18 protein-coding genes are annotated in these 18,472 nt (G+C 40.7%); 16 read left to right on the top strand and 2 right to left on the bottom strand.

Annotated features, from left to right (window positions below; translation table 11 throughout):
- Position 1 precedes the first annotated feature (1 nt).
- Genes DW019_RS11460 through DW019_RS11435 form a run of 7 tightly spaced genes read left to right on the top strand, consistent with a single transcriptional unit; the run spans position 2 to position 6,534 of the window.
- Positions 2–544 (top strand): phosphatase PAP2 family protein, encoded by a 543-nt coding sequence (locus DW019_RS11460; protein WP_182431119.1) that lies wholly within the window; start codon positions 2–4, stop codon positions 542–544.
- On the top strand, positions 537–1,208 hold the full coding sequence (locus tag DW019_RS11455) for an ABC transporter ATP-binding protein (RefSeq protein WP_182431118.1): 672 nt from the start codon (positions 537–539) through the stop codon (positions 1,206–1,208). The genes DW019_RS11460 and DW019_RS11455 overlap by 8 nt, the downstream gene beginning before the upstream one ends.
- A gap of 57 nt (positions 1,209–1,265) precedes the next feature.
- Positions 1,266–2,816 (top strand): hypothetical protein, encoded by a 1,551-nt coding sequence (locus DW019_RS11450; protein ID WP_118443469.1) that lies wholly within the window; start codon positions 1,266–1,268, stop codon positions 2,814–2,816.
- Entirely contained in the window at positions 2,767–3,993 is a 1,227-nt protein-coding gene (locus DW019_RS11445; protein ID WP_182431117.1) for an ABC transporter permease, read from the top strand. Before DW019_RS11450 ends, DW019_RS11445 begins: the two co-directional genes overlap by 50 nt.
- Positions 3,990–5,117: a hypothetical protein gene (locus DW019_RS11440; protein WP_118443467.1), complete on the top strand. Its 1,128-nt coding sequence runs from the start codon at positions 3,990–3,992 to the stop codon at positions 5,115–5,117. Before DW019_RS11445 ends, DW019_RS11440 begins: the two co-directional genes overlap by 4 nt.
- A complete protein-coding gene (locus DW019_RS15145; protein ID WP_022377152.1) occupies positions 5,107–5,280 on the top strand; it encodes a DUF6472 family protein in 174 nt (57 codons plus the stop codon). Before DW019_RS11440 ends, DW019_RS15145 begins: the two co-directional genes overlap by 11 nt.
- A gap of 30 nt (positions 5,281–5,310) precedes the next feature.
- A complete protein-coding gene (locus DW019_RS11435; RefSeq protein ID WP_118443466.1) occupies positions 5,311–6,534 on the top strand; it encodes a M15 family metallopeptidase in 1,224 nt (407 codons plus the stop codon).
- Between the two features lie 501 nt (positions 6,535–7,035).
- Here DW019_RS11435 and arcC read toward each other — a convergent pair.
- The gene (arcC, locus tag DW019_RS11430; RefSeq protein WP_022377154.1) at positions 7,036–7,959 is read right to left on the bottom strand and encodes a carbamate kinase; all 924 of its coding nucleotides are present in this window, start codon (positions 7,957–7,959) and stop codon (positions 7,036–7,038) included.
- A 47-nt stretch (positions 7,960–8,006) separates the two neighbouring features.
- Positions 8,007–8,693 (bottom strand): DNA alkylation repair protein, encoded by a 687-nt coding sequence (locus tag DW019_RS11425; RefSeq protein WP_117479125.1) that lies wholly within the window; start codon positions 8,691–8,693, stop codon positions 8,007–8,009.
- 145 nt (positions 8,694–8,838) lie between these two features.
- Between DW019_RS11425 and DW019_RS11420 the strand changes: the two genes are divergently transcribed.
- From DW019_RS11420 to DW019_RS11380, 9 genes are all read left to right on the top strand, one after another.
- Positions 8,839–10,446, top strand: a complete 1,608-nt coding sequence (locus tag DW019_RS11420) for an MBL fold metallo-hydrolase (protein ID WP_117479124.1) — start codon at positions 8,839–8,841, stop codon at positions 10,444–10,446.
- Positions 10,447–10,475: 29 nt separating this feature from the next.
- A complete protein-coding gene (locus DW019_RS11415) occupies positions 10,476–12,254 on the top strand; it encodes an EAL domain-containing protein (RefSeq protein WP_118443465.1) in 1,779 nt (592 codons plus the stop codon).
- On the top strand, positions 12,251–13,795 hold the full coding sequence (locus DW019_RS11410) for an aryl-sulfate sulfotransferase N-terminal domain-containing protein (RefSeq protein WP_118443464.1): 1,545 nt from the start codon (positions 12,251–12,253) through the stop codon (positions 13,793–13,795). The genes DW019_RS11415 and DW019_RS11410 overlap by 4 nt, the downstream gene beginning before the upstream one ends.
- Positions 13,796–13,893: 98 nt before the next feature.
- Positions 13,894–14,550: a fructose-6-phosphate aldolase gene (fsa, locus tag DW019_RS11405; protein WP_022377160.1), complete on the top strand. Its 657-nt coding sequence runs from the start codon at positions 13,894–13,896 to the stop codon at positions 14,548–14,550.
- Positions 14,551–14,579: 29 nt separating this feature from the next.
- Entirely contained in the window at positions 14,580–15,416 is an 837-nt protein-coding gene (locus DW019_RS11400; protein WP_022377161.1) for a transketolase, read from the top strand.
- Complete coding sequence (locus DW019_RS11395; protein ID WP_117479120.1) at positions 15,404–16,345, top strand: transketolase family protein; 942 nt, start codon at positions 15,404–15,406, stop codon at positions 16,343–16,345. Before DW019_RS11400 ends, DW019_RS11395 begins: the two co-directional genes overlap by 13 nt.
- 89 nt (positions 16,346–16,434) lie before the next feature.
- Positions 16,435–16,968, top strand: a complete 534-nt coding sequence (locus DW019_RS11390) for an RNA polymerase sigma factor (RefSeq protein ID WP_182431116.1) — start codon at positions 16,435–16,437, stop codon at positions 16,966–16,968.
- Positions 16,961–17,674: a DUF4367 domain-containing protein gene (locus tag DW019_RS11385; protein ID WP_118443462.1), complete on the top strand. Its 714-nt coding sequence runs from the start codon at positions 16,961–16,963 to the stop codon at positions 17,672–17,674. The genes DW019_RS11390 and DW019_RS11385 overlap by 8 nt, the downstream gene beginning before the upstream one ends.
- 79 nt (positions 17,675–17,753) lie before the next feature.
- The gene (locus DW019_RS11380; RefSeq protein ID WP_118443461.1) at positions 17,754–18,209 is read left to right on the top strand and encodes a hypothetical protein; all 456 of its coding nucleotides are present in this window, start codon (positions 17,754–17,756) and stop codon (positions 18,207–18,209) included.
- Positions 18,210–18,472: the final 263 nt, after the last annotated feature.

Below are 18,472 nucleotides of genomic sequence, written 5' to 3'. Positions count from 1 at the left end.
TTTGGTAGCTTGGTTTGACAGCGTAATTCTTAATTGGTTTCAGTCAATACAGAATGAGTTTTTAACTGTTTTGTTCAAGGCAATCACATTCCTTGGAGAGGGCGGTTTAATCTGGATTGCTTTGGGGCTTTGTCTCGTTGCTTATAAAAAGACGCGATGGATTGGCATATCGGTTTTACTTGCGTTGTTATTTTCCCTTCTTGTTGGAAATGTGACTTTAAAACCATTGGTGGCAAGACCGAGACCGTGCTGGCGGAATCCGTTGGTTAATCTGCTGATTCAAAATCCAAAAGATTATTCGTTTCCATCCGGGCACTCCCTTTCTTCCTTTGCGGCGGCAATGGCAATCTTTATGAATCATCGAAAAATGGGTGTGGCAGCACTTTTGTTTGCTTTTATCATGGGCTGCACAAGATTATATTTTTATGTGCATTATCCAACAGATGTACTGGCGGGGATGCTCTTTGGTCTGATTCTTGGCTTTTTGGCTTATTGGATTGCCACAAAAGGCAGAAAAAAATGGGAGGAAAGAAGCTGTGCTTGAACTGGAAAAATTACAAAAATCTTATCGAAAAAATGAAGTTTTACAAGATGTTTCAATTACTGTAAAAGATGGAGAGAGTGTATGCTTTGTGGGTGCCAATGGAGCCGGAAAATCGACGCTTTTAAAAATTATAGTTGGTGCATTGAAGCCGGATGCAGGAACTATTTTGTGGAATGGAAAAGCGGTGGATGGAACGTTTCTTTCGGAGCATGTCGGTTATGTGCCACAGGAAAATCCGTTATTTGAAGATTTAACAGTAAAAGACAATTTGGAATTATGGTATGCAAATGATAAAGCACGTTTGCAGAAAGATTTGGAAGATGGGTGGTTATTTTATTTTGGTATGCATAAAATCTATAAAAAACCGGTTAAAAAGTTATCCGGAGGCATGAAAAAAAGACTCAGTATCTGTTGTGCACTGGCTGGTGACCCGGATGTTTTAGTAATGGATGAACCGGGAGCAGCATTGGATTTAATGGCGAAGAACGAAATCCTTCGATTGATAAAGAATTTTACAAGGAAAGGAAAAAGTGTTATAATAACATCTCATGAGATGTCCGAAATCACGTTTTGCCATTCTTTATATGGAATCCGTGATGGTTGTACTGTCACATTGGATAAAGAGATAAACGGTTTTGAACTCACGGAATGGATTCAAGGCTGATTATCATAGAAACAATTCAAAAAAGGAGCCTACCTATGTAGGAAAATGGAGGAAAAAATGGAAAAGAAGAAGAGTAAGGGGAAACTGATTGCGTTAATTATTGCAATCGTTGTTGTTGTCGGAGTCGTGGCAACCGGAATTGTGCTGGCAGCTACCGGTACACTATTTGGTTCGACAAAGAAGAAGGCATTTGACCTTTTGAAACAGGCGCCGGAAAAGATGACACAGTCAGCAGTGAGCAAGCAGCTTGGTCTTGATGAATTGTCAAAGGCTATGTTAGAAAAAGGAATGGATATCAACTACAAAATAAAAGATATCCAGTCATCAGATTCTTCCGTTGATTTGTCCGGTATGGAAATGGGTGCCGGTTTATCACTGGATGTAAATAACAAAAAAGCATCCGCAAAGATTGCCCTTTCCAAAGACGGAAGCCAGTTATCAGCAGAAGCCTATGGTTCATTAGAGGAAAAGAAAGCAGCATTTTCTCTGCCGGAGCTGATTCCAAACAAAACATTCAGCATTACAGCATCTGATAATGAGAGCCAGGAAGCCCTGAATAGTATTTCAGCTGTTTTAGCAGTGCTTCCGGATTTGCAGGAAACATTTTCTGATTTCTTAGAGGAGCAGGGAGATGCCTTGTATGACAGCACAGAATGTGAAAAGGCAGATAATGGTTATCAGATTAAGATTACAAAAGTTTCACTGGATGAGTTTGTAAATAAATTCCGTGATTATGTAAGCAGCCAGTCAGAGACACTCGGTAAGATTGAAGAAAAACTTGGTATGTCCAAAGGAACGATTGCCAGTGGCGTTGGTATGATTGTTCCACAGATTACATCTTACACACAGGATATTATTGTGACGGTAGAGGGCACGGACGGTAACTTGACAGGATTTAAAACCTCTGTGACGGTTGCCGGAGTTAAATTAGATATTCATGGTGCATTTGTAGATAACGATGCCCAGAATACAGCAAATGTTGAGTTGTCCTTGGCACAGAATGGTTCTTCTATTGGAACAGTTACGTATAACCTTCAGGGTAAAAAAGGTGATGTATGCGAAGATACAATTAAAATGGTTGTTTCGAGCATGGGGACGGAAATTGCTTCAACAGAAGTAAAAGAATCCCTTGACACGAAGAATAATAATGCACTTACAATGTCTGCTTCCGTAAAATCGTATAATTCCGATGAGGTGAAAATGTCATGCAGCGGAAGTGTGAAAAACTTAGAAAAAGGTAAGAGTATTACCCTTGATTTTAAAGATGTATCGGTTGACCAGAGCGAAACAGGCACGAATACCTTTGGGATGGAATACTCATTTGCTGCTCTTGACGGTGAAGTAAAAATGCCTGCCGGTGAAGAACAGGTTGTGACAGCCGACACCTTACAGTCAACGTTGACTCAGTATCAGAGTGATGTGATGACTAATTTACAGAACATTTTAGGTAAATGGGGAATTAGTGATATCAGTTCCTTGTTCAGTCCATCTTCATCAGATCCATTAGGATTGAGTGATGCGGATACTTCTTTAACTACCGACAGTTATGATGGTAGCGATGATGACAGTTATACAGACAGTTATGAGGATGAAAATGACACTTTGTAATTCATACAAAATATGTTATCTTAAGAAAATGGCAAAGAGGACCGTTATGGTCCTCCCTGTCATTTTCTTGTCTATGGCGGTTCTTTTGACTGTATTTTTTGTTTGCTTGTCTGCAATTTCAGAAAACAGTAAAATACATATTGGAGTTGTTGTGCCGGAAAAAGGGTTTATGGAGCGAGGGTTACTTGAATATGTCAGCAATATGGCAGATACGAAAACCTTATGTGAGTTCCGGGAACTGAGTGAGACAGAGGCAAAAGAGCAGTTGGATGAAGGAAAGGTGGCGGCTTATGTTACGCTGCCGGAAAATTTATTAGAAAAAATATATCGGAACGAAAAAACCTCCGTCCATATGACAACGGCTAAAACGCCAACAATTGAAAGTGCATTGATGGAGGAACTGGTGGATTCGGCAGTTTCTTTTGTGTTGACAGCAAAAGCCGGTGACTATGCAGCATATCAGTTATACGCAAAGTATGGCAGACAGGGAAGTATGAAGACTGTGGCGATGGATATGAACCGCAATTATATTCGTTTTGTGCTGCGGCAGGAAACTTTGTTTCACGAGAAAACAATAAAATCAGCTTCCGGAATGAACGATACTACGCGTATTTTTCTTGGAATTATGGTGACACTTTTTGTCCTTTTGGGGGCGATTTTGATTTCTCTGCGGGAGCGTCCGACAGCGTTATTGCTTGGCTTATTGAAAGGAAAGAAAATAAACACGGTGGATACGCTTTTTTTTGATGTTTTGTTAAATGGCGGTGTTTTGTTTCTCTGTATGACTGCCGGATTTTACGGATTTGCAGCCCTTTTAGGGGTAAAGGTGACAATGCTTAATATGTGCGGGATTGTCTTTGGTAGTTTTTGCGCGGCTTGTCTGCTTGCCTGTGTCGTTCCGTGCGGCAGGGCAAATGCCGGACAGATACTGTTTCTCTTTGTATTTGCTGTGGTGCAGTTTGTGTTGCTTGGCGGTGCATTTCCGGACTACATGCTGCCCAAAATTCTTGTAAGCATTGGGAAAATACTGCCGGGAGGAGTTTTTGTTGATTTGCTGCATGCAGAAATGAAAGGACAGATTTTTTCATCATCGCTTATTTATGTACTTATGTATGGAGTCTGCTTCTTTTGTCTTGCCTTGTGGCGCATGAAGAGAAAGAGGGGTGGCATCGCATGAGAATGTGGATGAAAAAATATACCAAACGCTTTTTGTGCCAGAAATTCTTTTTGTTTCTGCTGATTGCCCTGCCTTTTTTTACTTATTTATATTCCTATGCGGTACATCAAAAGTCTACAAAAGTTAAAGTGGGAATTGTGGCAGACAAAGACAATGTGTTTGTTCGGGAAATTCAGGAGGAACTTCTTAGTAAAACCGGTATGATTACGTTTTGTGAAATATCTTCCGAGAAGGACATGATTCAAAAAATCCGAAAGGGAGATTTGACGTGTGGTTATGTGTTTCCGGATACACTTAAAAAACAATATGAAAATGGACGGTATGAAAAATGCATTACGCAATACCGCTGTGGAGGAAATGCATTTTATTTGATTGCGAGAGAGGCGGTGATAAGTAGTGTATTCCGTGTGTACGGTAGACAGATGCTGGAGGATTACATCGCACAATCCGGGCTTTTTGAATCACATGAGATTCAAAAAGGGGAGATTTCGCAAAAATATAAGGATAATTTGGAAAAGCAGCAAACATTTACGATGGAAATAAACAAGCAGAACTTTGCAAAAAAACAGATGGGAGACTATCTTTTGGCACCGTTACATGGTGGTGTGGCTTTTTTGATTCTGCTTGCCGGATTCTGTGGGCTTGCTCTTTATCGAAAAGATTGTGGGAGACAGATTCCTTTTGCAGTTACTGGAAAATGGCGCAGAGAGATGTCGCTTTTTTCGATTGCGGTGCCGGTGGCTCTGATGACAATATCAGGAATTTTGTCCGAGCTTTTATGCGGAGTTTCGTTTTTAACAATAAAAGAAATTGCTTCTCTACTGATTTATGATATAATAGTGGTACTGTTTTGTGATTTACTATCTGCAATTCGGGTAAAAGAAGGTGTCATTTGGCTCTTTGCGTTGTTTTACTTGTGTATCAGCGTATTGTTTACACCGGTATTTTTGAATTTGTCGGTGCTGATTCCGTGGGCGCATGTATTGTCATATTTTTGTCTGCCGTATTACTTTTTGAATGCAGCGTATGGCGGCGTGTGGCAGATTTTTGAATTGATTTTTGCCGGCACCTTGCTTTTTTTAGTTAATATATGGAGAAGAAGGAGAGATTGTTATGGTTACTAATTGTGAGTTTTGTGCCTTTTACGTTTATGACGATGATGGCTATGCAGAATGTGATGTCAATTTGGACGAAGATGAAATGGCAAGATTTCTAGGTTCATCGTATCAATCCTGTCCATATTATCAGACGGATGATGAATACAAAATAGTGAGAAAGCAGAATTAATTGGTAAATGAATTGTTAGGAGGCGTAACTATGGCAATCGTATTAATCGCAATTGGATTGTTGTTTACCGGCGTTGATTTTATGGTGGGCAGCGGTATTTCATATCCGGATTTTATACAACCGACAGGGCTTTATCATGGAATTGATATCCACCCAAGAATACAGCAGTATGTAACGCAGAATATTTTAGGACATAATTTACAGGTGGACATACTGCCTGACGTTATTGGTTGTTTACTTGTGCTGATTGGTGCATTTATGTTCGTGAAGCATAACAAAAAATTTTGGTTTGGTGCACTGTTAGCCATTCTGGCAGGAGGGTGTTCCGTTGCCCTTCGCGTCATTCCGTTTTATGTGAATGGTGGAGCCTTGATTTTATCTGCCCTCAGTTTATATTTCTTAGCATTTGTATTTGAAATCTGGATGGAATATATCATGATTTACGTGACGGTAAATGTTTCGGATGACATGGCAAATGTAAGTACCAACCGGAGAATGCAGTTTGGCTGGTGGGTTACCGTATTTGCAAGAATTTTTATTTTCCTTTTGACATTTGTCGGAATTGGCTCGGTTCGCCATGTTTACGAGGCTGTTGTTTTATTGTTTACGGTATTTTATCTGTATCAATTAGTGCAGACCCGTAAATATGTGGGAACTTACAAAGTCTACAAAGAGGGCTTTAACAGTGCCGTTTTGCCGGAATATGTAAAGGAAAAAATGATAGGAGTTTCGTACCGTGAAAATCCCGATATTTCGCTGGATGAGCTTCGTTATGTGCGAATTATCCATTATGATTTCAAGGGACAGATTCAGGAAGGTGAACTGGTGGTAAATCAGAAAATTGCATATCCTGTCATGCGGGCATTTTACCAGCTTTACAAATGGGAATATCCGATTGAGCGGGTGCGCCTTGTGGATGATTTTGACGGAGACGATGAAGCGTCCATGGAGGAAAATAACACATCGGCATTCAATTACCGCACGGTTGAGGGGCGCGATGAACTGTCAAAACACGCCCTTGGTATGGCAATTGATATCAATCCGCTGATGAATCCCTATGTCAGAGAGGATGGCTATTTCCCGAAAAATGCAACCGAGTATCTCGAACGTGATATAACCTTGTGTAAGGGAGAGCATAAAGATAAAATGATTCACAAAAAGGACATGGCATATAAAATCTTTAAGAGAAATGGCTTTTTGTGGGGCGGTGACTGGGAAGATTGTAAAGATTACCAGCACTTTTATATGAAGTAGATGAAATGTTTGTTAGTATTTTAGTTTCCGTAATTTAACAAAAGAACTTTGCGTCTCGTGGGCGCTTTTGCTCATTGAGTGCGTAGCGGTATGGGCACTGAAAACACCAGCGCCACATACCGACGTACTCAAAACCCACGAGTCACAAAGTTCTTTTGTTGAATTACTGGAATCTTAAATAGAAAACTAACAAACATTTCATGTTACGCAATTGCACAAAGTTTTAGTGTTCTTATCAATCGAATTATTGAGATTATTAAGTTGTGGGGAGCTGGTGGTGGTGCGGGTTAAGTAATTTGAGTGAAACAGAGAATAAAATTTTTAGATACAAATAAAACAACAGAAACATTTGCGGTGAGTGGGTTTGAGCGCGTCAGCAGGCGGTACTGGTAGTTTCAGTACCCCTGCTGCTACGCAACTCAACAAACGAAAGTGCCCACGAAAAGCAAATGTTTCTGTTGTTTTATGGCAACTAAAAAACTTAATGTTGTTTCATTCAAACTACTTAATAATCGTCCCGATTCTCTCCTTAATTCCCTGATAAGCGTTCTCAAGCTTTGTAATAATAGCGGTTCGTCCCTCACCGGAGGAAACGAAAGATACGCTGGCATCAACTTTTGGCAGGGTAGTGATGGCATCAAAGTGATTTTCATCAATTAAGGAAATAGCATCGCTTACACTGATTTTACCAATTGCCTGGCCGTCAGCGGTTTCCATCTGTTCTTTGGAAGTCAGAATCATAAGATGGGAAGCATCTACCATATCAGCAAGTTTTGCAGCAGTATAGTCTTTTTCAATGACGGCACTGGCGCCTTTTAATGTAGTTCCCTGTTCCATAACCGGGATTCCACCGCCGCCGGCTGCAATGACAATCTGTCCGGCATCTAAAAGCGCTTCAATTGCATCGATTTCATAAATATCAACTGGTTTTGGAGAAGCGATGATACGTCGGAAACCGTCTCCTTCCGGTACGACATGATTTCCCTTTTCTTCTTCGGCATCGGCTTCTTCACGCGTCATAACACGTCCAATTACTTTGGTCGGGTGGTTAAATGCCTTGTCAAACGGATCCACACGAACCTGTGTAATAATCGTAGAAACCGGTTTGAAAATACCGCGGTCTAACAATTCGGTACGAATGGCGTTCTGCAAATCGTATCCGATATAACCCTCACTCATAGCACCGCAGAGAGACATTGGTGCAACGGTATAATTTTTATCGTTATCCAAACGGGCAAATTCAGTCATAGCGGTCTGAATCATGCCGACCTGAGGCCCGTTACTGTGGGTAATTACAATCTGATATTTCTGCTCTACTAAATCGGCAATTGCCTGAGCTGCCTTTTTTACGTTTTTTTTCTGCTCCGGAAATGTCTCACCAAAGGCATTTCGTCCGAGAGCAACAACAATTCTTTTTTCTTTCATGAATCGTAACCTCCATCCGGTATTTTTTATCACAATTAAAGATGTAACTAGTATACCATTTTTTTCATGGTTCGTAAATATTCTTTCTGCTCCTTTGTAATGCGGTAGCTTTCTACAGCCTTCTGAATCGTTTTTTTGTGAACCCAGTCAGAAAGCTTTTTCTTTTCCAAATAAGGAATGGCAGCATCCCACTGCTTGGCAAGAGCAGTGGCAAAATACCACGCAATCATCATATTGACGTAATATTCTTCCGAGCGGATTTTCGCAACAAGTGCCAAATGCTTCTCTGAGAAATCGGCGTCCAGATATAGCCGCAGCAAAATTCCGATGCCGTATCGAATGGTGTATGTGTCATTTGAAGAAATCCATTTTAGAACTTCCCCATACAGTTCCGATTTATGTTTTTTGAATACGCCGGGTGCCGGTAAATCACACGTTGCCCAGTTGTTGATATAGGGAAGAAAACGGTTGATTTCCCACACACAGGTTTCATAATCTTTTTCCGCTGAAATTAACATCATATGAAGATTGTTTTCTTCATAATAATGGTGGGGCAGTTCTTTTAGAAAGCTTTCTGCCTCTTTAGTACCTTTAAAATCTTTGGCAAACGAGCGCAGTGCAGGGGTGCGGATGCCGATGATTCTGTTTTTTTCAATCGTTGGAATCAGTTTACTGTGAAAATCTAAATAAGAAGGGTCCTGCAGGGTAAATAATTGTTTCTGTAATTCGTTCATTTTTCTACCTCCATAAGCAGTATTTTAACGCATAAATAAGGGTTCGTAAAGCATTAACGATTCGTTCATGGATTGTTGACGGAAAGGGCAAAATGATTTATAATAAATACATTATTAAGATGGTCGGAAAGGACGGGGTGATATTATGAAATTAGTATTTATTGGGGCTGACCATGAAGTTACGGGAAGCTGTCATTACATGGAAGTTGGAGATAAAAAATTCTGCGTGGATATTGGTATGGAGCAGGGGCAGGATTTGTTTGAAAATCAGGAGATTCCGGTAAATCCATCAGAGATTGATTTTATTTTGCTGACACACGCACACATAGACCACACGGGTCTTCTTCCCATGTTGTTTGCCAGAGGATTCCGCGGTCAGGTATACGCAACAAAAGCGACAGTGGATTTGAGCCAGATTATGCTTCGTGACAGTGCTCATATCCAGCAGTTTGAGGCAGAGTGGCGGAACCGGAAAGCAAGACGTTCCGGCGGTGAAATTTATGAACCTTTGTATACGATGGAAGATGCCTTAGGTGCAATTCGACTGCTGGTTCCGTGTGAGTATGATAAAAAAGTTACGATTTGCGATGAGGTTACCATTCGATTTACCGATGTGGGACATTTGCTTGGTTCTTCTTCCATTGAAGTATTTGCAAAAGAGGGCGAAGAAGAACGAACGGTTGTCTTTTCCGGAGATCTTGGAAACACACATAAGCCGATTCTCAGAGACCCGATTTATACAAAAGCGGCAGATTATGTTGTTATGGAATCTACATACGGTGACAGACTGCATGGGGAAGAAGCACCGGATTATGTTGGAGAGCTGGCAGCAATTATTGAAAACACTTTCCGCCGTGGCGGTAATGTGGTAGTGCCATCCTTTGCAGTCGGCAGAACACAGGAGATGTTATATTTCTTACGTCAGATTAAGGAGCAGCAGTTAGTGAAGACGCATCCGGATTTTGAAGTGTATGTGGATAGTCCGCTCGCTGTGGAAGCAACGAATATTTTCGGTAAAAATGTTCAGCAGTGTTTTGATGAAGAAGCAAAAGCACTTGTAGAAAAGGGAATTAACCCAATTGGATTTCCGGGCTTGAAATTGTCTATAACAAGCGATGACAGTAAGGCAATTAATTTTGACCAGCAGCCAAAAGTTATTTTGTCGGCATCCGGTATGTGTGAGGCAGGTCGAATCCGCCATCATTTAAAACATAACTTATGGCGTCCGGAGAGTACGATTGTGTTTGTTGGTTATCAGACCAGAGGTACATTAGGACGTGCACTGCTTGAGGGGGCAAAAGAAGTAAAACTGTTTGGTGAAGTGATTGAGGTCAAAGCAGAGATTACGAAAATTGCCGGCATCAGCGGGCATGCAGATAAAAATGGATTATTAAAATGGATTAACAGTTTTACGGATAAACCGCCAAAACGTGTATTTGTCGTTCATGGAGAGGATAAGGTATGCGATGAATTTGCGAGAACACTTACCGATTCCGGTTATAACGCTGTGGCACCGTACAGTGGTACAGTTTTTGACTTGATACAGGGCGAGTTTGTAAAAGAAGCACTTCCGGTTGCTGTGAAGAAGAAAGCGGCAGCGAAGAAACGTTCCGGCGATATGTTCCAGCGTCTATTGACGGCAGGACAGCGTCTGATTTCGGTAATTCGTAAGAATGAGGGATTGAGTAATAAGGATACGGCGAAGTTCACAGACCAGATTCAGGCACTTTGTGATAAGTGGGACCGTCCGTAATTAGAAAAAGAAGAAGAGGAGGTGAGGTTGTGACCACACAGGAAAGTCGTGAACAAGAGATTAAACGGCTCAATGCAGAAAAGGTAAAGCAGATTGCTTTATGTCATTTTTATTCTTATTATGTCAGACATAATATGTCAGACATGCTGGCGTATGTCGGTGAGGATGTAACGTGGCTTGGTTCGCAATCTAATTTTGTGGCACACAACCGTCAGGAGTTTGAAAACCTTCTGGAGAGAGAAATAAAAAAAGTACCAAAGCAATGTGTTATGAAAGTGATATCGGCAGATGTCAGTCAGGTTTCCGGAAATTGTTATCAGGTGACCGGAGAATTGGAACTGCGTCTGCCGGTGCAGGATAATGTTTATTATACGAATTTGCGTTTTTCCATGATGATTTGCAAAGAGGATGGAAAGTTTTCCATTGTATCAATACATACATCCGCGATTAGAAAGACTGCTTTGTGGGATGACACACAGGTACTAAAAGAGAGGCAGAAACAATTTTCAGAAGAAGGCGGAGAGAATATACAGGATCCGGTAACAGGTGTGCTTCAATTAGGAGCATTTAAAGAGCGAGCTGCCAGACAGTTAGAAGATATTTCAAAAGAAAAAAACTATGCACTTATTTGTACGGATATTTGTAATTTTGAACGGGTAAATAATTTGTATGGTATGCAGAAGGCGGATAAACTTTTGGCGGATACGGCGAAGATGATTATGGCATCGAGCAAATGTATATTGCTTTGCTGCCGCAGTGTGGCAGACCATTTTGTAGCACTTGCCTGTTATCAGGATTTTTCTACATTCCGCAATATGCTCAATGAGTTATGCAATCGTTTTGTAGTGGAAATCGGAAACGAATATTCGGATGCCTATCCGCGGCTTGGTATTGGTGTTTACCGCATTGACAAGGAACATCCGCCGATTCAGAAGATGGTGGAGTATGCCAATCTTGCCAGAAAAAGTCTGCGGACGAATACGACTTCTCATATTGCTGTGTATGACGAGAGAGTGTACACACAATTGATTCGTGCAGGGAAAATTGAGCAGAGCATGAAAAATGCGATGGCGCAACATGAATTTAAGGCATTTATACAGCCCAAATATAATTTGGAAACCGGACAGATTGTAGGTGCTGAGGCATTAGTACGCTGGATTCGGGAAGACGGCTCAATGATTTACCCGGATGATTTTATTCCGATTTTTGAAAAAAATGGTTTTATTGTTGAATTGGACTTTTTTATCCTTAGTGAAGTGTGTCGCATGATTCAGAGACGGCTTCAGGAAAAAAGACATTGTGTGCCGATTTCGATTAACCAGTCGCGTGTCTTATTACAGGAAAAAGATTATGTGAAGCGAGTGGCGGACATTTTGAAAAAATATGATACGCCGCCTCGTTATATTGAGTTAGAGTTGACGGAACGGATTTTTAGGGATGATTTGACAGATTTGGCGAAGATGATGGGAGAGCTTCGGAATCTTGGCATCCGCTGGTCCATTGATGATTTTGGAACGGGGTATTCTTCTCTTAATTTATTGAAGGAGTTACCGGTTGACATCATTAAAATTGACAAGTCGTTTTTAGATGAGACAGAGAGTTCCGAGACGAGTAAAATTATTATTAGAAAAACGGTGGAACTGACACAGGAACTGGATAAAACCGTTGTCTGTGAAGGGGTTGAAACAGAAAATCAGGCAGATTATCTTCGAGGCATCCGCTGTGACATGGCGCAGGGATATTTGTATGCAAAACCAATGCCGATGGAAGAGTTTGAAAAATTGCTGGATAAGGAGATATACGGATGAAAAAGGCAGGAAAATTAATTATTGTGACGTTGCTTATCTTGTCCGGATTGACGGCCGGAGCGTATTTTTTTCTCAAAGGACGCGAAGGAGGTCCGTCAAACGAATTTAAAAAACGTATGGCAAAAGAGCAAAGTGATAATCAGACGGATCGCGCTTATCAGTATGACATGCCGGATAAAGCTACGGTTTTAGCAACGGACGGCGAAGACAAAAATGTTCTTAATTTTGAGTCAAATTCCGTGTATCAGGTTTCAAACTCCAATGAAGCAAGAGCACGTTTAGACCGGTTGATTAAGCGCACCGATGCGGATTTTGATAATCCGATTATAGCGAAAAATCCATTTGGTACGATGGAAAATAGTTTTTATTTTTATTTTCACACTTCATTCCGCTGTATGGTACGGTATACCATCACGGTTGAAGATGAGACGATTTCAGACCATATCCGTTATGTCAATAACGGACAGGAAAATAATTTAGCCAAAGAACATGAATTTCTGGTGGAAGGTCTGCTTCCGGGGAAAACGAATTTTATTGTGATGGAATTAGTTGATTCAACCGGAAATACGAGAGAGACAAAAAACTATCAGTACACAACAGCAGGCAGTCCATCCGGCATACCACAAAAGATTACGGTAAGTGATGGCTATTCCAAATCTACGTTAGCAAACGGTATGTATTATGTTTTTCCATCCGGGACACCGTGGATTGCAGCTTATGATAATAAAGGAATTCTGCGTGATTTGATTCCGACAGAGTCATTTCATGGTCACCGCATAACGGCTTCGGATGATTGCATTCTTTATCAGATTTCAGAAGATAAGGTGGCGAAAGTATCTGCTCTTGGCAGGGTGACGGGCGTCGTTCAGATGAAAGGCTATGGGAAAATCCGTGATTTTTCTTACGACGGATATAATGAAGTATACTGGCTTGGAAAGAAGAAAAAAAATGAGTATTTACTGGCAACATCTTTCCAGACAGGGAAAACACGGGTTGTGTACCGGTTTAAGAAAGATATTCAGACCGGTTCATTAACTGTGCCGCAAAGTGGTTCGATTGGCGTGGTGGCAAAGAATCCTTCCGGGGTAATTTATTTGGATGCCATTACGGCGGCAAAACCTAAGATTTCTTTTGTTGTCGGAAAAAAGGCGGCATGGAAAAAGGTAACAGCAAAGAAAAAGATAAATGATAATAAGAAATTTACCGGTTGGAATACAAAAGAATCTATGCTTTTATCGCAGGAAAACGAAACAATACCTGCGATGTTAGTGCAGGAAGGAAATCAGTATCTTGCCGTTGAGTGGCAGGCGGATGTGGCAAAGAAGACGGTGCAGAAAAAAGCGTCGGCCACGGCAGTTGAGGCAAAAAGCGGAAGCTTGTTACAAAAGTGCGGAAATAATTATGTGATTGTTTGCGGTACGGCAGGAACCTATTTGGAAATGGGGTCCGACGGTAAAGCGATTCGCCGGTATAACTATGGAAGCGGACTGGATTCGGTTCAGAAACTGACGCTTTCCGGTATGTATTTCTATGGAATCTAAAAAAGTTGTCCATAGGAATAAAAAATGGTTGAGATTATATGCGCAAAAGATGTATAATGGGCATATGATATAAAATTACTTTTAGGAGGGTATACGCAATGAAATTTTTTGTTGACACAGCGAAAATTGAGGACATCAAAAAAGCAAATGAGATGGGGGTTATTTGTGGTGTTACTACAAATCCATCCCTGATTGCCAAAGAGGGCGGAAGAAGTCAGGAAGATGTATTGAAAGAAATCGCATCCATTGTTGATGGTCCAATCAGTGGTGAGGTAAAAGCAACAACCGTAGATGCAGAGGGTATGATTGCAGAAGGTAGAGAAATTGCAAAACTTCATGAGAACATGGTAGTTAAAATCCCAATGACAGTAGAAGGATTGAAAGCAACAAAGGTACTTGCTTCGGAGGGAATTAAATGTAATGTTACATTGATTTTCAGTGCCAATCAGGCACTTTTGGCAGCAAGAGCAGGAGCTGCTTATGTATCTCCATTCTTAGGACGTCTGGATGATATTTCCCAGCCTGGTATCGATTTGATTCGTGACATCGCTGAAATCTTTTCCGTACATGGAATCGAGACAGAAATCATCGCAGCAAGCGTAAGAAATCCAATTCATGTTACGGATTGTGCATTGGCAGGTGCTGATATTGCTACGGTACCATATGGTGTTATTGAGCAGATGACAAAACATCCGTTGACTGATATCGGTATTGAGAAATTCCAGAAAGATTATATTGCTGTTTTTGGTGAATAATTTGGTGAGTAATAAAAAGGAGATTGATTATGAATAAGTTAGAACTTCAGAAAATGGCTGTTGAAGTTCGTAAGGGGATTGTAACTGGGGTTCATAGTGCAAAATCAGGCCACCCGGGCGGCTCCTTGTCAGCAGCAGACATTTTTACTTATCTTTTCTTTGAAGAATTGAATATTGACCCTAAAAATCCGGACAAAGCAGACCGCGACCGTTTCGTGCTTAGTAAAGGACATACGGCTCCCGGCTACTATGCAGCACTGGCAAACCGTGGATTTTTCCCGGTTGAGGATTTGACGACACTTCGCCACGTTGGTTCCTATTTACAGGGACATCCGGATAAAAAGCATATTCCTGGTGTGGATATGTCGAGCGGTTCTTTGGGACAGGGAATTTCGGCAGCAGTCGGAATGGCGTTGTCCGCTAAATTAAGTAATGATGATTATCGTGTTTACACACTTCTTGGTGATGGTGAAATTCAGGAAGGACAGGTTTGGGAGGCAGCAATGTTTGCCAGCCACAGAAAACTGGATAATTTTGTTGCCATCGTGGATAATAACGGCTTACAGATTGACGGTGCAGTTGATGATGTATGTTCACCATATCCGATTGATGAGAAATTCAAAGCATTTGGTTTCCATGTAATTGAAGTGGATGGTCATGACTTCGATGCCTTAAAGGCAGCTTTTGATGAAGCAAAACAGACCAAAGGACAGCCTACGGCTATTATTGCAAAAACCGTTAAAGGAAAAGGAGTTTCCTTCATGGAAAATCAGTGTAGCTGGCATGGTACTGCACCAAATGATGAGCAGTATGCACAGGCTATGGAAGAATTAGAGAAAGCAGGTGAGTCTTTATGTCAGAAGTAAAAAAGATTGCTACTCGTGAGAGTTATGGTAATGCATTAGCAGAACTTGGCGCAGAATTTGATAACCTTGTTGTACTGGATGCAGACCTTGCGGCTGCCACAAAGACCGGTATTTTCAAAAAGGCTTTCCCGGAACGCCATATTGACTGTGGTATCGCTGAGTGTAACATGATGGGAATTGCGGCAGGACTGGCAACGACAGGCAAAGTTCCATTTGCAAGTTCTTTTGCGATGTTTGCTGCGGGACGTGCATTTGAGCAGGTTCGTAACTCCATTGGTTATCCGCATCTGAATGTGAAAATCGGCGCAACACATGCCGGTATTTCCGTAGGTGAAGATGGTGCGACACACCAGTGTAATGAAGATATTGCACTGATGCGTACGATTCCCGGTATGACAGTAATTGTTCCATCGGATGATGTAGAAGCAAAAGCAGCCGTTCGTGCTGCCTATGAGCATGACGGTCCATGTTATCTTCGTTTTGGACGTCTGGCTGTGCCGGTAATTAACGATAAGCCGGATTATAAATTTGAACTTGGCAAAGGTGTTGTACTTCGTGAAGGTAAGGATGTAACGATTGTTGCAACCGGACTTCCGGTATCCAATTGTCTGGAAGCAGCAGAGAAACTGGCCGCAGACGGCATTGATGCCAAAGTGATTAACATTCATACAATTAAACCTTTGGATGAGGAGTTAATCGTGGCAGCAGCCAAAGAAACCGGCAAAGTGGTAACGGTAGAAGAACATTCTGTTATCGGTGGTCTGGGAAGTGCTGTATGCGATGCATTAGCTGAAAAATGTCCGACAAAGGTTTGCAAAATCGGTGTTAATGATGTATTTGGTGAATCTGGTCCGGCAGTAGAGCTTGTTAAGAAATATGGCTTGGATGCAGACAGCATTTATGAAAAAGTAAAAGCATTTTGTAAATAAGAAAGTGTGCTATATGTGAGATGATAGAAAGGCAATAAATCAGCGGATGCGCCGGTTTGTTGCCTTTTTTCAAAGGAATGGGTAGAGATATGTTATGTATACTTCTAGCCTCGGTGGACTCACCGCAGGACAAAAGAAAACTGGAGTTATTGTATGAAAAATACAACCGGCTTATGTACGTCGTAGCAATGCGTGTTTTGCATCATCCGCAGGATGCAGAAGACGCCTGTTTGACGTCGTGGGAAAAGGTTATAAAAAATTTAGATAAAATTGATAAAATAGATTGTCAGAAAACGAAGAGTTTCCTCGTTATTATAGTTGAGAGGACGGCAATTGACCTATATCGGAAAAACCAAAGGAAAAATCAAAAGGTGCAGGAGATGGATGAGTTTGAAACCAGCCCGTTTTTTTGTAAGCACGAAAGTGGTTACGGCGAAAGCGAGATGATGGAAGTGTTTCACAAGATTCCCAAACTGTATGCGGAGGTTCTGATTCTTCGTTATGTCAACGAATTAGGGGTAAGTGAGATTGCTGAACTTCTTAATATCAAGCAGAACACGGTGTCTAAGAGGATTGCAAGAGGCATTGCAATCATTCGAAAGGAGTGGCTCGGTAATGAATGAGGAGAGTATCAAGAGATTTTTGACGACCTGTGTATATCAGGAGATGAATTCATTTCATCCATCGCAAGACGAAGATTATAATCATGAATTTTCAAAAAAATTCATGAAACGATGGAAACGTTTAAATTGGAGCGAAAAATATTTTGGCAGCCATCTGCGTCTGGCGTATACCGTCCGTAAAGCGGCAGCCGTAGTGATTGTGATTCTTTCCTTAGCTGCTGCTAATCAAGTCAGTGCGAAGGTGTTTGGTTTTAATGCATGGAAATATCTGCTTTCGTATGATTCAAAGGACAAATTGGAAGTAAGGGAGTATGTTGGTCAGAATCAGGATGAAAAAACGAAGGAGAGCCTGCCGGACGTCATTCATGAGAAACCTACATTTGTGCCGAAGGGATTTCGGTATTATTCCCATGATGAACTTTCGTCGGGAAATGCACTTTATGATGAATGGAGAGATGGAAAAGAGAATACATTACAGTATAGCCGTGGTAAAGTTAGGGAAGGAGACCAAATTTACACAGATTCTGAATATGAACAAAAAATTAAAACAAGTGTTATGGGGTATCAGGCATATTATTATATAAAAGGAAATGAAGAATGGATTATGTGGGATGATAAGGAATATAACTATATGATTCTGCTTATTAAGAAAGGAAATTATAAGGCAGAATTATTGAAAATGGCAAATAGTTTGTACCAGAAATAAAAAAAATTAAAATTTTTTGTCAGATTTCCTCCTTTTGTATCGTTATTATTAGTATAACGATATATAAGGAGGATTTTTTATGATTACGAAAATCAAAAGAGACACAAAAAGAATGGTATGTTTGCTGGGAATGAGTGCATTATTTGCAGTAAATATGCAAGCAAAAGCTGCTGAGATTAGTGAACCGGCATTGGAGATTGGACCAATTTTGCAAAGTGAAAATGCTGCCATTTTGCAACCTTCGTTTTCAATTTCTTCAAGTGGCACGGCAAATGTTGAAGTGAGGTCAATGGCTAAAGGTGCGACATCAAAAATAGATGTAGAACTTAATTTGCAAAAATATACTTCAAGCACCAAAAAGTGGAAAACAGTAAAAACATGGAAAAAGACAAAAAATGCATCAAATTTGTTGTTTGCAGATAGTTATAAGTTATCAGCAAAAGGTACTTATCGATGCAAATGCACTGCTGTATTCACTAAGAGTGGGAAAAAGGAAACTATTACGAAAACAACTGGTAAAAAACAGTATAAGTAATATCATGTGTTGTGAAAATATGGGTTAAAATGACCGTTCATACCCCAAAAACGACCGTTCATGACTTTTATGTTTTATGCGATGTATTTTGTGTTATGATTGCAAATGGGAACGTGAAAATTGAATGTGAAAAATATTTGTCAGATTTTTGCTTCTTGGAACGTTATTATTAATAGGAGCAATTAAAAGAGACAAATTAATAAAGTTAGGAGGAGGTGACAAACTATAAATAGTCAAGAGGTTTTTGAAAAAAATTATACTTG

This window comes from Clostridium sp. AF37-5 (genome assembly GCF_003477605.1).
In the GTDB taxonomy this organism is placed as follows: Bacteria; Bacillota; Clostridia; order Lachnospirales; family Lachnospiraceae; genus Eubacterium_F.
This window is presented reverse-complemented; position numbering and strand designations above follow the sequence as displayed.

What these genes read in the sequence shown, in the direction of transcription:
- DW019_RS11450 (WP_118443469.1), top strand. Translation starts at nt 1,266, where the DNA reads ATGGAAAAGAAGAAGAGTAAGGGGAAACTGATTGCGTTAATTATTGCA.
- DW019_RS11435 (WP_118443466.1), top strand. Translation starts at nt 5,311, where the DNA reads ATGGCAATCGTATTAATCGCAATTGGATTGTTGTTTACCGGCGTTGAT.
- DW019_RS11445 (WP_182431117.1), top strand. Translation starts at nt 2,767, where the DNA reads ATGATGACAGTTATACAGACAGTTATGAGGATGAAAATGACACTTTGT.
- DW019_RS11400 (WP_022377161.1), top strand. Translation starts at nt 14,580, where the DNA reads ATGAATAAGTTAGAACTTCAGAAAATGGCTGTTGAAGTTCGTAAGGGG.
- DW019_RS11390 (WP_182431116.1), top strand. Translation starts at nt 16,435, where the DNA reads ATGTTATGTATACTTCTAGCCTCGGTGGACTCACCGCAGGACAAAAGA.
- DW019_RS11440 (WP_118443467.1), top strand. Translation starts at nt 3,990, where the DNA reads ATGAGAATGTGGATGAAAAAATATACCAAACGCTTTTTGTGCCAGAAA.
- DW019_RS11380 (WP_118443461.1), top strand. Translation starts at nt 17,754, where the DNA reads ATGATTACGAAAATCAAAAGAGACACAAAAAGAATGGTATGTTTGCTG.
- fsa (WP_022377160.1), top strand. Translation starts at nt 13,894, where the DNA reads ATGAAATTTTTTGTTGACACAGCGAAAATTGAGGACATCAAAAAAGCA.
- DW019_RS11420 (WP_117479124.1), top strand. Translation starts at nt 8,839, where the DNA reads ATGAAATTAGTATTTATTGGGGCTGACCATGAAGTTACGGGAAGCTGT.
- DW019_RS11410 (WP_118443464.1), top strand. Translation starts at nt 12,251, where the DNA reads ATGAAAAAGGCAGGAAAATTAATTATTGTGACGTTGCTTATCTTGTCC.
- DW019_RS11395 (WP_117479120.1), top strand. Translation starts at nt 15,404, where the DNA reads ATGTCAGAAGTAAAAAAGATTGCTACTCGTGAGAGTTATGGTAATGCA.
- DW019_RS11425 (WP_117479125.1), bottom strand. Translation starts at nt 8,693, where the DNA reads ATGAACGAATTACAGAAACAATTATTTACCCTGCAGGACCCTTCTTAT.
- arcC (WP_022377154.1), bottom strand. Translation starts at nt 7,959, where the DNA reads ATGAAAGAAAAAAGAATTGTTGTTGCTCTCGGACGAAATGCCTTTGGT.
- DW019_RS11385 (WP_118443462.1), top strand. Translation starts at nt 16,961, where the DNA reads ATGAATGAGGAGAGTATCAAGAGATTTTTGACGACCTGTGTATATCAG.
- DW019_RS15145 (WP_022377152.1), top strand. Translation starts at nt 5,107, where the DNA reads ATGGTTACTAATTGTGAGTTTTGTGCCTTTTACGTTTATGACGATGAT.